The 13904-nt window shown below is 70.7% G+C and carries 14 protein-coding genes and 1 pseudogene; 6 read left to right on the top strand and 9 right to left on the bottom strand.

What is annotated here, in order from left to right; all coding sequences use genetic code 11:
- On the top strand, positions 1 to 580 hold a 580-nt coding region (locus HGK34_RS20615; RefSeq protein WP_201850989.1), incomplete at its 5' end, for a TIGR03086 family metal-binding protein.
- 275 nt (positions 581 to 855) lie between these two features.
- Here the strand turns inward: HGK34_RS20615 and nusB are convergent.
- The 3 genes from nusB to HGK34_RS20630 form a co-directional block, all read right to left on the bottom strand.
- Positions 856 to 1272 carry a transcription antitermination factor NusB gene (gene nusB, locus HGK34_RS20620; protein WP_201850991.1) on the bottom strand — a complete coding sequence of 139 codons (417 nt, stop codon included), beginning with the start codon at positions 1270 to 1272 and terminating at the stop codon, positions 856 to 858.
- 90 nt (positions 1273 to 1362) lie between these two features.
- Positions 1363 to 1926, bottom strand: coding sequence for an elongation factor P (gene efp / locus HGK34_RS20625; RefSeq protein WP_201850993.1), 564 nt, complete (start codon positions 1924 to 1926; stop codon positions 1363 to 1365).
- Positions 1927 to 2032: 106 nt separating this feature from the next.
- Positions 2033 to 2611, bottom strand: a complete 579-nt coding sequence (locus tag HGK34_RS20630; protein ID WP_201850996.1) for a Pycsar system effector family protein — start codon at positions 2609 to 2611, stop codon at positions 2033 to 2035.
- Between the two features lie 289 nt (positions 2612 to 2900).
- Between HGK34_RS20630 and HGK34_RS20635 the strand changes: the two genes are divergently transcribed.
- The 4 genes from HGK34_RS20635 (at position 2901) to HGK34_RS20650 (ending at position 5288) form a co-directional block, all read left to right on the top strand.
- On the top strand, positions 2901 to 3509 hold the full coding sequence (locus HGK34_RS20635) for a SatD family protein (RefSeq protein WP_201850998.1): 609 nt from the start codon (positions 2901 to 2903) through the stop codon (positions 3507 to 3509).
- Positions 3509 to 4264: a hypothetical protein gene (locus tag HGK34_RS20640; protein ID WP_201850999.1), complete on the top strand. Its 756-nt coding sequence runs from the start codon at positions 3509 to 3511 to the stop codon at positions 4262 to 4264. Before HGK34_RS20635 ends, HGK34_RS20640 begins: the two co-directional genes overlap by 1 nt.
- 176 nt (positions 4265 to 4440) lie before the next feature.
- Complete coding sequence (locus HGK34_RS20645) at positions 4441 to 5121, top strand: arylamine N-acetyltransferase family protein (protein ID WP_201851001.1); 681 nt, start codon at positions 4441 to 4443, stop codon at positions 5119 to 5121.
- Complete coding sequence (locus HGK34_RS20650) at positions 5118 to 5288, top strand: hypothetical protein (protein WP_201851003.1); 171 nt, start codon at positions 5118 to 5120, stop codon at positions 5286 to 5288. Before HGK34_RS20645 ends, HGK34_RS20650 begins: the two co-directional genes overlap by 4 nt.
- Before the next feature lie 124 nt (positions 5289 to 5412).
- On the opposite strand, the gene HGK34_RS20655 is transcribed toward HGK34_RS20650, so the two are convergent.
- Positions 5413 to 5856: a type II 3-dehydroquinate dehydratase gene (locus HGK34_RS20655; protein ID WP_201851005.1), complete on the bottom strand. Its 444-nt coding sequence runs from the start codon at positions 5854 to 5856 to the stop codon at positions 5413 to 5415.
- Positions 5857 to 5974: 118 nt separating this feature from the next.
- Positions 5975 to 8005 (bottom strand): HNH endonuclease signature motif containing protein, encoded by a 2031-nt coding sequence (locus HGK34_RS20660; RefSeq protein WP_201851007.1) that lies wholly within the window; start codon positions 8003 to 8005, stop codon positions 5975 to 5977.
- Between the two features lie 402 nt (positions 8006 to 8407).
- Here HGK34_RS20660 and HGK34_RS20665 point away from each other — a divergent pair, with 402 nt between their 5' ends.
- Entirely contained in the window at positions 8408 to 8941 is a 534-nt protein-coding gene (locus tag HGK34_RS20665; RefSeq protein WP_372433172.1) for a low molecular weight protein-tyrosine-phosphatase, read from the top strand.
- 458 nt (positions 8942 to 9399) lie between these two features.
- Here the strand turns inward: HGK34_RS20665 and soxR are convergent.
- From soxR to HGK34_RS20685, 4 genes and pseudogenes are all read right to left on the bottom strand, one after another.
- A pseudogene (gene soxR / locus HGK34_RS23045) lies at positions 9400 to 9858 on the bottom strand (redox-sensitive transcriptional activator SoxR); the annotation flags it as partial.
- A gap of 119 nt (positions 9859 to 9977) precedes the next feature.
- Positions 9978 to 11699: a serine/threonine-protein kinase gene (locus HGK34_RS23360; protein ID WP_201851009.1), complete on the bottom strand. Its 1722-nt coding sequence runs from the start codon at positions 11697 to 11699 to the stop codon at positions 9978 to 9980.
- Positions 11700 to 11891: 192 nt separating this feature from the next.
- Complete coding sequence (locus HGK34_RS20680) at positions 11892 to 13262, bottom strand: MFS transporter (RefSeq protein ID WP_201851011.1); 1371 nt, start codon at positions 13260 to 13262, stop codon at positions 11892 to 11894.
- 127 nt (positions 13263 to 13389) lie between these two features.
- Positions 13390 to 13904 (bottom strand): alpha-hydroxy-acid oxidizing protein (locus HGK34_RS20685; protein ID WP_201851013.1); only part of this gene is annotated, 515 nt, incomplete at its 5' end.

Genomic DNA, 13904 nt, shown 5'->3' on the forward strand with positions numbered 1-13904 from the left:
GATGTGTATAAGAGACAGCCCCCGCCCCGCACTGCACCTCGCCCTCGACCAAGCCGGCAGACTCCTCACCACGACCGACCGCACCCACGCCGCAAACCCCACCCCCTGCACCGACTACGACGTCGCCCGGCTCATCGACCACCTCCAAGCCGTGGTCCGCCGCATCGGCACCGTCGCCGACGGCGGACACTTCAGCGAGGTCCCCCGCGAATGGCCACCCACCGACAACTGGACCACCACCTGGGACGAGGGCCGCGCACGGACCGACCAGGCGCTCGCCGCGGCGGATCTCGACATGTCTGTCGCCGCGCCCTGGGGTGAGGCCACGCTGCGGACCGCGGCAGCCATGTACGTCAGCGAGCTGGCCACACATGCGTGGGACCTCGCCGTCGCCACCGGACGCCGCGACGAGCTGGACGGCGCCGTGGCCGAGATCGCGCTGCCGATCGCGAGGAATGGGGTCCCCGCCGAGCGCGGCGAGCACGTCCCGTTCGCCGACGTCGTGCCCGTGCCCGACGACGCTCCCGCCTACGACCGGCTCGCCGCGTGGTGCGGGCGGGATCCGGGGTGGGAGAACTGACCGCGAGCTCCGGGCGGCATCCCTCCTTCATCGGGTGACGACCGGCGGGTGGGCGGCCGCACGCGTGCGGCGGCCTCGTCCGGTGGATGACGACCGGCGGGTCACGACCGGCGGGTCACGACCGGCGGGTCACGACCGGCGGGTCACGACCGGCGGGTCACGACCGGCGGGTCACGACCGGCGGGTCACGAAGACCCGGCAGACAAACACGGAGCGGGCCCTGGCGGGCACGGCCATCTGATGACCGTGCCCGCCAGGGCCCGCTCCGGCGCGTCTCACGCGAGCAAGCTGGGCTTCATGTCCTTGATCCGGCCGAGCAGGCCGTTCACGAACGCCGGCGACTCGTCGGTGGAGAGGCCGGCGACGAGTTCGACGGCTTCGTCGACCGCGACGGCGTCAGGCACGTCGTCGTTGAACAGCACTTCCCACACGCCGATCCGGAGCATCGCGCGGTCGACGGCCGGCATGCGCTCCAGCGTCCAGCCGTGCGAATACGTCTCCAGCGCCTCGTCGATGCGCTCCAGCCGTTCCAGCACACCTTCGACGATCTCGACCGTGTACTGCGGGACCGGCGCCTCGGTGTACGGAGTCGCGACACGGTCGGCGAGCAGCTTCGCGGGATCGATGTCCCGCTGCTCGGCCTCGAAGAGGATGTCGGCCGCGCGCTTGCGTGCCTTGGTCCGGGCGCCCATCAGGTTCCTTTCTGCAACGACTGGTTCGTTCGGTTCCGCTCCGGGCGAGTGCCACGTTCCTCGGGCCCCGCCACGTGCCGCACCTCGGAATCAGTCGTTGACCCGTCCCAGGTAGTCGCCGGTGCGGGTGTCGACCTTGACCTTCGTGCCCTGCTCCAGGAACAGCGGAACCTGGATCTCCGCGCCCGTCTGCAGCGTGGCGGGCTTCGTACCACCCGTGGAACGGTCGCCCTGCAGACCCGGCTCGGTGTACGTGATCTCCATCGTCACGGACTGGGGCAGTTCGATGTACAGCGGCTGGCCCTCGTTGGTGGCGACCATCACCTGCATGCCCTCGAGCATGAAGTTCTTCGCGTCACCGATCGTCTGCGGGTTGATCATGATCTGGTCGTACGTGTCGTTGTCCATGAACACGTAGTCGGTGCCGTCCATGTACAGGTACTGGTAGTCGCGACGGTCCACGTTCGCCGTCTCGACCTTGATGCCCGCGTTGAACGTCTTGTCGACGACCTTGCCGGACAGCACATTCTTCATCTTGGTGCGGACGAACGCGCCACCCTTGCCCGGCTTGACGTGCTGGAACTCGATGATCGTCCAGAGCTGACCGTCGATGCGGAGCACGGTGCCGTTCTTGATGTCGTTCGAGGTTGCCACGTTCGTCTTCCTGTTGTTCGGATGATGGGCCGGGCACGACGTCGGGGCGTCGCGACCGGGAAGTTCTGGAGTAGCGCCTCAGTCTAACGGGGACCCCGCCACCCGCTCACATCGGTGCTGTGCGGACGACGATGCCGATGGCGGCCGCGACGACCATCAGCACCATCGACGCCGGGTAGTAGGCGAGCGCGCGGCGGATGTGATGGTGTTTTCGTGCCGAGATGTCGGCCAGATTCTTGACCTGGACCCACGCCTCACGACGATCGGTCCCTGGTCCACGTTCGGTGAGTTCGTCGACCGAGGCGGCGACGATGTCGGGCAGCGAGTAGCGGGAGAACTCCCGGTTCTTCATCCGCGGGCGCAGCGAAAGCACCAGGTGGAAGCCGGCGATCCCGCTCAGGACGATCGCGACCACACCAAGCACTGCACCTGCCACGGCCAGGCCCGCTCCCGGGACAAGCGCCTGCTCGAAGGGAATCGACGGCGTTCCGACGCCGAACGTCAGGGCGATCGCCGCGACGAGGACGCTGGTCTTGACGTCGGCGTTCGTGATGGTCAGCTGGAGCATCGACTGGACGAACTGGGCGTCGAGAGCCTCGCCGGGCTCGACCGGAGCAGTGGTATCCGGTCGACGCGCCAGCCACCGGGAGTCACGCCGGACACGGCCAGATCCCCACCAACTCACCGCGCTCTCGCCTCCTGCGCTCCCTGCTCCCGCCGGCCACTCGGTGCGAGCCCGCCGTCCGATTCCTCCAACTCGCGCCGTGGCCGGATCTAGTCCGGATGATACTGGTAGATCCCTTATGTCGCCATGACCAGGAAGCATTCCGAGCCGATCGGCCTGGGCACTCCTGAAGGGACGCGCGCCGCGAGAGTTGGCACTGGCGACTCCGCTTCCCACCTGTACTGTTGCGGATACGCAACACTCAGGTCAGTGCTTAAGTGTCGATGACTTAAGGAGAAGCCCCTCGGCCATGTTCACGCTCATCGGTGACCTCATCGGATCTCGTGAGGCCCCGGACCGTGCCGCGCTCCAGCGGAGGGTCGGCCAGATCCTGGACCAGGTGAACGAGGCCATCGACACGATGCAGCTCCTCGAACCCACTGTCGGGGACGAGATCCAGGGCGGGTTCGCCACGATCGGCGACGCCACTCTCGCAACCCTCGTGATCCGACTGGAGCTCGCGCCCGATGCCGACATGCGCTTCGGTCTCGGCTACGGCGACGTCACCGTGCACGACGGCGATCGTCGCCCGCTGCTGCAGGACGGCCCCGGATGGTGGGCGGCGCGAGAGGCCATCGAGACACTCAAGGGAAAGCGCGGCACCTTGTATGTCGGGCCGCAGGACGGTGACGACACCCCGGACCCCGCCTTCGTCAACGCCTTCCTGCTTGCTCGGGATGCGCTGGTCGCGACTCTGAACGCCCGCCAGCACAGGATGCTCCTCCTTGCCCTGAAGGGGCAGTCCCAGCGCGCCATCGCCGAGGCCGAGGGCATCACCGAGTCTGCCGTCAGCCAGGCTTTCGCCAGAGGCGTTCGTGCGGCACACGACGCGCAGATCACCTTCGGAAAGGCAGGATGATGGCAGTACTGGGAGCGTTCCTGGGGGCGCTCGGCGTGAGCGATCTGTTTCGAGCGTCGAACGACGACACCTCGAGGCGCCGTCGCATCGGTGTTCTGGTCATCGGGCTTGTCGCCCTTGCACTGTTGCTTGCCACCGGCGGACGGAACGGCCGCGACTGGCTCCTCGCTCTCCCTCTGGCGATGGCCCTGGCTGCTTGGACCCTCGGCTCAGCCGAAGCGCTGGCGACACGAACGCGGCGAGCCCCACGCCTTGCGGCGTTCGCGGGTCTCTTCGTCGGCGTGGCACTCTGCCTGCTGGTGGCCGACGACGGCACCAGCCCGTGGCCGCCCCTCTTTCCAGGCCCGCTCACATCCATCCCGTACGACCGCACCGTGCTGGTTCTCGGTGTCGCGCTGGCTCAGCTGGCCACGGCGAACATCATCGTTCGCCTGACCCTCGAAGCCGTCGGCGTGCCGACGGCGCCCGGGGAGCAAAGGCTCAAGAGCGGCCGGGTACTAGGGTCGATGGAGCGCCTGTTCATCCTGGGGCTCGGCATGACGGGTGCTTTCGCTGCGGCAGCAGCCGTGGTCGCAGCGAAGGGGCTCCTCCGGTATCCAGATGTCAAGGCCGACCACAAGGCCGCTACGACCGGCGTCCGACCCAATCCCGTCTCGGAATACTTCCTCATCGGAAGCTTTGCCAGCTGGCTGGTCGCCGTTGCAGGCCTTGCCCTGGTCGGCCTTGATACGGCGATCGCTGCCGGCGCGGGATGAACGGTTGACACCTTAAGTCCATTCAACTTTAGCCATAAGCTTTACTTCCAGGGTTGATGGAGCCTCGCCGCACGGTGCTCGCCTCCCCGCTTCGAGCTGAAGCGCGGCATGAGAACGGAAGCACCGCTACTCACAGGACTTGACGTCAACCACGGTTGAGGGTCTTCGATCGCCACATGACCACTGCACCGGATGCCTGGCACTCCGATCGCCTCGACCTGGGTGGCTATCTTGCCCGGCTCGGGGTGCCGGACCGATCTGCGAGCCGTGCCGCGCTCGACGAACTTCACGAGCAGCACGTGCGCACGTTCACCTTCGACAACATCGATGTGCTTCTGCGGCAGCATCCTGGTGTGAGCCTCGACGCGGTGCAGGAGAAGTTCGTCGGACGAGGGCGTGGCGGGTATTGCTTCGAGCATTCGACCATCCTCGCGGCAGCACTGGACCAGCTCGGGTACTCCGTGACACGGCGCCTCGCCCGCGTCGGCGATCCTGCGCGCGGCGCCGTGTCGGGGCGCACCCGTCTCGTGGTCGAGGTTGCCCTGGACGGAGCGCGGCTGCTGTGCGACCCAGGTTTCGGGCTGAGCATCCTGCACCCGATCGCTCTGCTGGACGGACTTGACGAAGTCCAGGAAGGCAGACGCTTCCTGGTCTCGCGGGTGGACGACGGCGGGCTCGCCGCATGGCAGCTCTCGCGGCTCCGGAACGGAAGCTGGGAGGTCCAGCACACCACGGATGCGCTTCCGGCCCGCCCTTCGGACGTCGAACTGGGCCATCACTACACGAGCACGTCACCCGACTCGCATTTCCCACGGCAGGACTCATCGTTGCCCGGCAGATCGGTGACCGGCACGTGACGCTCACTGCGAACGGCGCGACGATCCGGCGCCGCGGATCAGAGACGGAACATCACGACCTGAGTCCCGCAGACCGCCAGGAATGGCTCGACACGCTCGACCCGCATCTGACGCCCGACGAGACCACCCGCCTGCGCGCAGCACTCTCCCGATGGGATGCCGACTGACCGTCGACCGCACGACGCGGGACCGTCCTGCACGAAGCCGTCGCAGAGAGCCGCCCGTCGCAGACCCGCCGCGCATCCTCGTCACCAGGTCGCGACCCTCCGCGAAGCCGCCCCACGCACACCGTCACGCCACCCGTGACGCCACCGCCTCCAGCGCGAGGCGGTAGCCCTCAAAGCCGAAGCCCGCGATCGTGCCGGTTGCCACGCCGGCCACCACCGAGAGGTGTCGGAACGACTCCCGGGTCGCCGGGTTCGACAGGTGGACCTCCACCAGGGTGAGACCGACGTCGGTCACCTGCGCGGCGGCGTCGCGCATGCCGTAGCTGTAGTGCGTGAACGCCGCGGGGTTGAGCACGACGTGCGACCCCGTGTCGACGGCCTCGTGAAGCCAGCTCAGGAGCGTCGCCTCGTCGTCGGTCTGGCGGACCTCGACATCCAGGTTCAGGCCGGCGCCCCACTCCCCTGCCGCCTTCTCCAGGTCCGCCAGCGTGGCGTGTCCGTAGATCTCTGGCTCCCGAACGCCGAGGCGGCCGAGGTTGGGTCCGTTGAGGACGAGCACTCGCGTCATGGACATGAGGGTAGGTGACGACTGAAGTCGGCGAGGTTGTAACTCAACGCTTGGCACACTTTTTTATCATTGCTCAATGGGCTGTCGCGAGGGCAAGGCAGGCGGCCAGGATCAGCGATCAGCCTTTGGCCGGCTCTCGGCGTGTGCCGTGTGCGCGTTCTCGGCTACGGCGTGGATCCCCTGACGGCGATCTGCCAGGCCTGGCAGCCGCCGGGCTCCCCAGGGGCGCTGGGACGTCGCCGGCGGCGCGGGGCCGTCGCCTGGCCGGCGTGGTGCGGGAGGGCTTGTAGGTGTTGGTGTCTCGTGGCCAGGCGCTCCGCGCGGCGGCAGGTACGGCTTGCTTGCGTCGCTCCCTTCGCGTGACCTGCGGGGATTGCCCGCCCCGGGCGGCATGGCCGTCGCGACCTTCGGCCGCTGGGGTCTCCGGAGGACGGCGGCCGGCGGTGATCTCGCGGCCGTTGCGGTCCGTGAGGGTCCAACCGGAGTGGCGGGTCCCGTTGATGTTGCCGGTCCAGTGCATGGCGATGTGCTGACCGTCGACGCGGTCGTGGTGGTGCCAGCACAGCAGTGCGGCGTTCTCGGCCGAGGTGTGACCACCGTCGGCCCAGTGACGCACCGCATGATGGACCTCGCAGCGCGACGGCGGCTGGTCACAGCCGGGCCACACGCAGTGCCTGTCGCGCGCGATGACCGCGCGTCGCATGGGTCCGGTCACGGTGCGCCGAGCACGCCCGACGTCCAGAACAGCCCCATCGGGGCCGAACACGATGCGGGTGACCTCGCAGTCACACATGACCCGACGCAGCAGGCTCGCAGGCACGGGGGTCGCGGTGTCCGTGATCACCGCAGGGGTCGGCGTCAGCGCGGTCGCACCCGGTGGGAACGAGCCGACCCGTCCGCTCCCCCGCGACGGCTCGGTCGCGACGCCACCGGAGCGCCCACGCGTGCGGGGCGGTTCGTCGGCTCGGGAGCCGAGCAGGACGTCGCGCGCGTTGTCGTCGCCACGTCGGGTCAGGTCGCGCAGCTCGCTCCAGGAGACGGTCACGTTCAGGTGGGGGCGCACGGCGGAGCCGGTGCCCACGCGACCGTTGTCCAGGACGCTGCGAGCGAGATCCGCCAGGCCCTGGGCACGCCGCTGCCCGGACGTGCGGTCGTCCCCCGCCGCAGGGGCACCCGTCACCGACTCCAGTGCGGTGGCGACCACCTGGCCGTGTTCCACGGTCAGGAATCCGGCCAGGTGGAAACCGTCCATCGTGGGAGCCACGCTCAGGTACTCCTTGTCCTGGGCCTTGCGCAGCCCACGCTCGTCAGCCTCGGGGTCGGCGCGACGGGCGAAGTACCGCACCAGTCCGCGGAAGTCCTCCACCTGCCGGTCTCCGGCCCACTCCAGCAGCTGGTCCTCCCACGTGGGCGCACGGAAGCGGCCGACGCCGTCGGCGCGGTCCGCTCCAAGGCCCGTCCCGGAGGCGCTCCCCACCTCGGCGCCAGCCAGCGGGTCGACGCTGCCAGCAGCGGGATCCTCGTGGTCCGGCCCGGCGGCCTCGCCGCCGGGCAGCGGCCGGTCGGCCTCCGCGACGCCGTCCGCATCCTTCGGTCCGTCCGCATCCTTCGGTCCGTCCGTGTCGCTCAAGCGCCCGTCGGCATGACGTCCGTCGGCGAAGGGTTCGTCGAGCACCGGAGCGGCCAGCGCGTCCTTGCGCGCCCGACTGGTCGGAGCCAGGTCCACCATCGCGCGCAGCTGCTCCGGCCCGAGCCGCCCTTCCAGCGCCGCCTGCCGGGCGGCGGGCAGCACGTCCCGCAGCGCCGTCGCGGTACGCACCTCACGGCGTGCGGTCACCCTGCCGATCCGCTCGGTCGCAGCGAGCCAGGTCGCGAACGTGCGCGCCCCCGTCAGCGCCCACAGGCCGGCTTCGTCTATCACCGGGAGGAACGTCGTGCGCAGCACCTCCAGCCGATGTCCGACCATCCGCAGCCGGGCCACGGCATCGACCAACGCCTCCGCGTGAGCCGAGCCACCGCTCGTTGGCGCGACCTCCGGGGCGTCCGGCCTCATTGCCGCGACGAGCTCACCCGTCAGTGACTCGAGCGCGACCAGGAGCGCCTCCATCGACCGGCCGCCACCCGCGCTCGCTCGACCGTTCACCTGCATTCGCACTCACCTCCCTCGATCGCCGTCGGCCTCGACCCTGACTGCCGTCCCGGGCCCGAAGCGATCCCGTTCCCGCTGCCACCACTCACGCTAACGAACAACCGTTCGACATACCACTTGATGACAGAATCTGTGAATAAGCTATCCATCCACAGCCACGCCGTCGGCGTCCCTGCCGCACAACCGCACACACCAGGGACACGCCGGAGCCCTGGTCGCCCGTGCGCCGGATCCGCGCCTCGTCGACGCCACCATCCGCAGCCCTGGCCGAGCCGGCGGTGCCAGCGACCGAACGGTGCCAGCGACCGAACGGTGCCAGCGACCGAACGGTGCCGACCGAACGGCGCTGGCAGCCGAACGCGCAGCCCCGTACCGCCCGACCGCTGCCGACGGTCCGGGACAATGTTCCCCGTGACCTATCGCGTGATGACTGTCTGCACCGGCAACATCTGCCGCTCCCCCATGGCCGAGATCGTCCTGCGGCGACACTTCGAGGCCGCCGGGCTCGACGTCGTCGTCGACTCGAGCGGCGTGAGCGACGAGGAGCACGGCAACCCCATCGACGACCGCGCCGGCGTCGCCCTCGCGCGGCGCGGCTACACCGCGGGGAACAACCACGTCGCCCGCCGGGCGACCGCGACCGACGTCGGCTCCCGCGACCTCGTGCTCGCCATGACCGCCCGGCACGCGCGCCACCTGCGTGCGCTCGACCCGACCGTCGACGTACGCCTCTACCGGTCGTTCGATCCGGCAGTCACCGCACACGACGACGCCCCGCTCCGCGACACCCCGCTCGGCGACGTCCCGTTCGACGGGCTCCTTGACATCGCCGACCCGTGGTACGGCGGCCCGGACGACTTCGAGACATGCCTCGACCAGATCGAGGCCGGCGCCGACGGCGTGCTCGCACATGTGAGAGCAGCCCTCGCGAACTGATTCCGGCTCGCGGCCGCCGCACGACCAGCCCACGACACGACCAGCCCAGGACACGACCGGCCAAAGACACGACCGGCCCAAGACGCGACCAGGCAGAATGCGGCACGGGACAGAACGCACCACGCGGCCACCCTGAGCTCTCACCGCCACCCTGAGCTCGCCGCCACCGCCCTGGACTCGCCGCCACCGGGCTCACCGCTCCCGAACCGACGCTCGTGTCCGGCCGCTCAGGCCCGGCGCTCCCCCACACCGCCGTCGTTCTCGATGCCGTCGTTCTCGATGCCGGCGTTCTCGATGCCGGCGTTCTCGATGCCGGCGTTCTCGATGCCGTCGTTCTCGATGCCGTCGTTCTCGATGCCGGCGTCCTCGATGCCGGCGTCCTCGATGCCGGCGTCCTCGATGCCGGCGTCCTCGATGCCGGCGTCCTCGATGCCGGCGTCCTCGATGCCGGCGACCAGCAGCCGGCGAGGGCCCGTGCCGGAGTCCCCGAGCTCGTCGTCCGGGTTGTTCAGCGCGCAGGTCCGTAGCGACAGGCAGCCGCACCCGATGCAGTCGGTGAGGGTGTCGCGCAGGCGTTCCAGCTGCTCGATGCGCGCGTCCAGGTCCTGGCGCCACACGCGCGACAGCCGGGCCCAGTCGCTCCGGCTCGGCGCCCGGTCCTCCGGCAGGGCGGCCAGCGCCTGCGCGATCCGCGCGAGTGGAATCCCCACCCGGCGCGACGTGCGGATGAATGCCACCCTGCGCAGCACGTCGCGGCGGTACCGCCGCTGGTTCCCGCCCGTGCGACGGCTCACGATCAGGCCCTGCCGCTCGTAGAAGTGCAGCGCCGAGACGGCGACGCCGGAACGCCGGGCCACCTCCCCCACCGTGAGCTCCGCGCGGGTCCCGGCGAGCGAGACACCCGCCGGCCCGCCGATCTCCCGGCCGCCGATCTCCCGCCCGCCGACCTGCGACCCAGCACCCTCCGGCCCGGCACCCTCCCGCACCGCACCCTCCCGCACAGCACGCTCGGGGACGCCGTTCCCGGTGGAGGCTGTCACGGCACCGTTCCCAGGACGCCCTCGCCGTCCGGAGCCTCGGCAGAGCCGCTTGGCACACTTTTTTCCAGGTCGGAAGCAGGCCGCACGGTAGTTCCCTCCGCAGCGCCCCCCTCAGCAGCGCCTCCCGCAGCGCCGTCGCCCTCCCGGACAGGCATCGTCGCCGCGTCCGTCGGGGTCGCGCGCGCCGCGCGGATGCTCGCCACGAGCGCGCCCTTGCCCTCGAAGGGCGTGACGCACGACGACGTCGACGGCGCCGTGGCACTCACGACCGGCGCACCGCCGACGGAGATGCTGCAGCTGATCTCCCCCTCCGCGCCGCTGCCCGTGGCACCGACCGCGAGCACGTCCTCGTCGACCGGGATCTTCCCGTGCCACGGCGTCTCGACGAGGAAACCCGTCTCGTTGCCCACCTGCGCGGTGCTCGGGTCGCCGGCCGCGGCATCCTCGCCCGCTGCGGGGTCCTCCCGCACGACCGTGGCCGCATACCCGACCAGCACCTGCTCGCCCGGCCTGTCGCTGGTGATCGTGATCTCGACGAAGTGCTCCGGGTCCGGATCGCCCTCCAGGTGCTCGCCCTGCATCGTGTACCAGCCGTCGGGCACGACCTCCAGGGCCGGGGGGTGGGCGAGACGGTCGTACAGTGCCCACGCCCCCACGGGCAGGAGGAGCCCCGCGACGGCCGCCGCGACGATCCGGACGACGGCCCCCCTCCGGTCCCCCGGCGCGGGGGCCGGGGGGACGTCGTCGGACAGCGGGCTGAACTCCTCGGTCTCCTCCGCGTCTCCGCGGGCCTCCAGCACACGGACCGCCTTGGCTCGCGAGGCGATCATGGTGTTCAGCGCCGGGGTGGTCCGCCAGGTGACGGGCCTGGTGGTGTCGCGGGTGACACGGCCGACGATCTGCTGCGGCGTCGGCCGCGCCGCGGGGTCCTTGGCCAGGCAGTCGCGGACCAGGTGCGCCAGCTCGCGCGGCACGCCGTCGAGGTCGGGCTCGGTGTGCACGACGCGGTAGGCGACGGACTCGGCCGGGCCGCTGCCGAACGGCGGCCTGCCGGTCGCGGCGTAGGCGAGCAGGCAGCCGAACGAGAACACGTCCGACGGCGTACCGGCCTCGTGACCACGCACCTGCTCGGGAGACATGTACGACGCCGTGCCCAGCACCTGGCTGACCGACGTGAGCGCGGTGGCCTCCAGGGCACGAGCGATGCCGAAGTCGATGATCCGCGGACCGCCCGTGGTGAGCAGGACGTTCCCGGGCTTCAGGTCCCGGTGCACGAGTCCCGCCCCGTGGATGGTGGTGAGCCCCTCGGCGAGCCCGAGACCGAGGGCGCGCAGCGTGGGGACGTCCAGCGGCCCGGACTCGCTGATGGCCTCCCGCAGCGAGGGGCCGAGCACGAACGCGGTGGCCATCCACGGCTGGCGGGCGTGCGGGTCGGCATAGACCAGCCCCGCGGTGTGGCTGCCCGCGACCCGGCGTGCGGCATCGACCTCGCGGGCGAACCGCTCCCGGAACTCCAGCTCGCCGGTCAGGTCCAGGCGGACGACCTTGACGGCGACCTTCTCGCCGTCCGGCGTGCGGCCGAGGTACACGGTGCCCATGCCACCCGACCCCAGCACGCCGAGCAGCCGGTAAGGTCCCAGACGGCGCGGGTCCTCCGGGCGCAGCGGCACGGCGGCGCCCGCGGACCACGGCGAACCCGGACTCGCCTCGATCGACACGCTGCGATTCCCCCTCACAGGTCTCATCGGTCGTTCAACAGGTGGGCTCCCGACCACGCGTCGGCGCCTGTCATGCTCTCGGCGCGGCAGAGGGGACGGCAGGCCGTACGGCGCGGCGCCCGCGATGCCGGGCCGATGCTACTGGCGCCGCGAGAACAGGGCTAATCCGGCCCGGCCTTGACCAGCAGGTCATCAGACGTGCACCGGACGCCGCGACGGCTCCCTGACCAGCAGGAGCAGCGCCAGCCCGACGAGCACCACGAACAGCACCGCGAGCGTCCCCCAGATCGTGGCCCCGGTGATGTCCAGCACGAGACCCCAGAGCAGCGGTGTCATGAACGACGCCGCCCGGCCCGTGGTGGCGTACAGGCCGAACACCTCCGACTCCCGCCCCGCCGGGGTGACACGCGCCAGGAAGGACCGCGACGAGGCCTGCGCCGGACCCACGAACAGGCAGAGGAACAGGCCGGCCGCCCAGAAGACCACGGGCCCCAGCGAGTGCAGGGCGACGATGGCCACGCCGGCCACGACCAGCCCGCTGAGCGACACGAGCACCACCGCCCGGCTCCCGAACCGGTCGTCCAGGAACCCGGCCGCGAACGCGGCCGCACCCGCGACGAAGAGGGCCGCCAGCCCGAAGGCCTGGACCGTCGTCTCGGGGAAGGCGAACGACTGCGCGGCGATGATCGCGCCGTAGGTGAACACGCCCGTCAGCCCGTCCCGGTAGATCGCCGACGCGACGAGGAACCAGAACGTCGGCCGCGCCTCGCGCCACAGCCCCGCGATGTCCCGCCCGACGATGGCGTAGCTGCGGAAGAACCCGGCCTGCTCGCGGCGCCCGGCCGCGGGCGCCTCCGGTACCTGGAAGAACAACGGGAGCGTGAAGGCCACGGTCCACACGGCGCAGAACACGGCGATGACCCGGTACCCGAGACCGTTGTCGGTGGGCATCCCCCAGAAGTCGAAGAGGTTGGCGACGATCACCACGGCGAGCGCCACGATCCCGCCCACGTAGCCCATCCCCCATCCCAGGCCGGACACCTTGCCGACGGTGCGGGGCGTGGAGACGCTCACGAGCATCGCGTTGTAGTTCACGCCGGCGATGTCCTGCACCACCTGCATCAGGCCGATCAGGATGGCGCCCAGCCAGAAGTAGCGCGGGTCCGCGTACACGAAGAACAGCCCGAACTGCAGCAGGACGAGCGCGAGCGTGGTCCCCGCCAGCCATCGCTTGCGCCGTCCGGTGACGTCGGCCCGCTGACCGATGACCGGCGCCAGGAGCAGGACGGCGATGCCCGCGATGAAGCCGGCGTACCCGTAGTTCGAGGCCAGCTGGGCGAGGGCGTGGTCGTAGGCCTCGTTGCCCGGCCCGAGCTGCGCCACCGCCGGGTCGACGAACGAGGAGCCCGTCAGGTAGGAGGCGGCGAACACGAAGGTGATCAGCACCGTGTTCAGCGGTTGCGTGCCCCAGTCCCACAGGGCCCAGGCCATGACGCGCCTGCGGGGGATCTCGGCGTCGGCCTGCAGCTCGAGCCCCGTCGTGGGGGCGGCGTTCTCGCTCATGGGACGGAACTCTCCTCAGTTCGGATGAACGAAAGGTAGCGCGGTCCGTGACCGGCCGGAACGGCACGCCTCGGCCGGTGGGCACCGTGCCCGTCGCCACGGGTCGCGGCGGGGCGGCGCGCGGGCCTCACGACCGAGGCCCGGCGAGGTTGTGCCGGCCGATGTCCCCGGCCGTCGCGGTACCCGCGAGCGCCATGGTGATGTCGAGTTCGGCCAGGACGTGCTGGGTGACGGCGTGGATGCCGTCGGCTCCGGCCAGGGCGAGGCCGTGGACCCAGGGGCGGCCGAGGAGGACGGCGTCGGCTCCGAGGGCGAGGGCGACGAAGACGTCGGCCCCCGTGCGGATCCCGGAGTCGAACAGGACGGGTGCGCCGGGCGTGTGGCTCCGGACGGCGTGGGCGACGGCGGGGAGGGCGTCGAGGGAGGCGGGGGCGTTGTCGAGCTGTCGGCCGCCGTGGTTGGAGACGATGATGCCGGTGGCGCCGTGGTCGAGGGCGGTGGTGGCGTCGTCGGGGGTCTGGATGCCTTTGATGAGGATGGGCAGGTCGGTGAGGGCGCGGAGGCGTGCGAGGTCGGGCCAGGTGAGGGTGGGGTCGGAGAAGGTGTCGAGGAAGGTGTCGACGCTGTCTCTTATACACATCT

It is taken from the genome of Myceligenerans indicum (genome assembly GCF_016742955.1).
Taxonomy (GTDB): Bacteria; Actinomycetota; Actinomycetes; order Actinomycetales; family Cellulomonadaceae; genus Myceligenerans; species Myceligenerans indicum.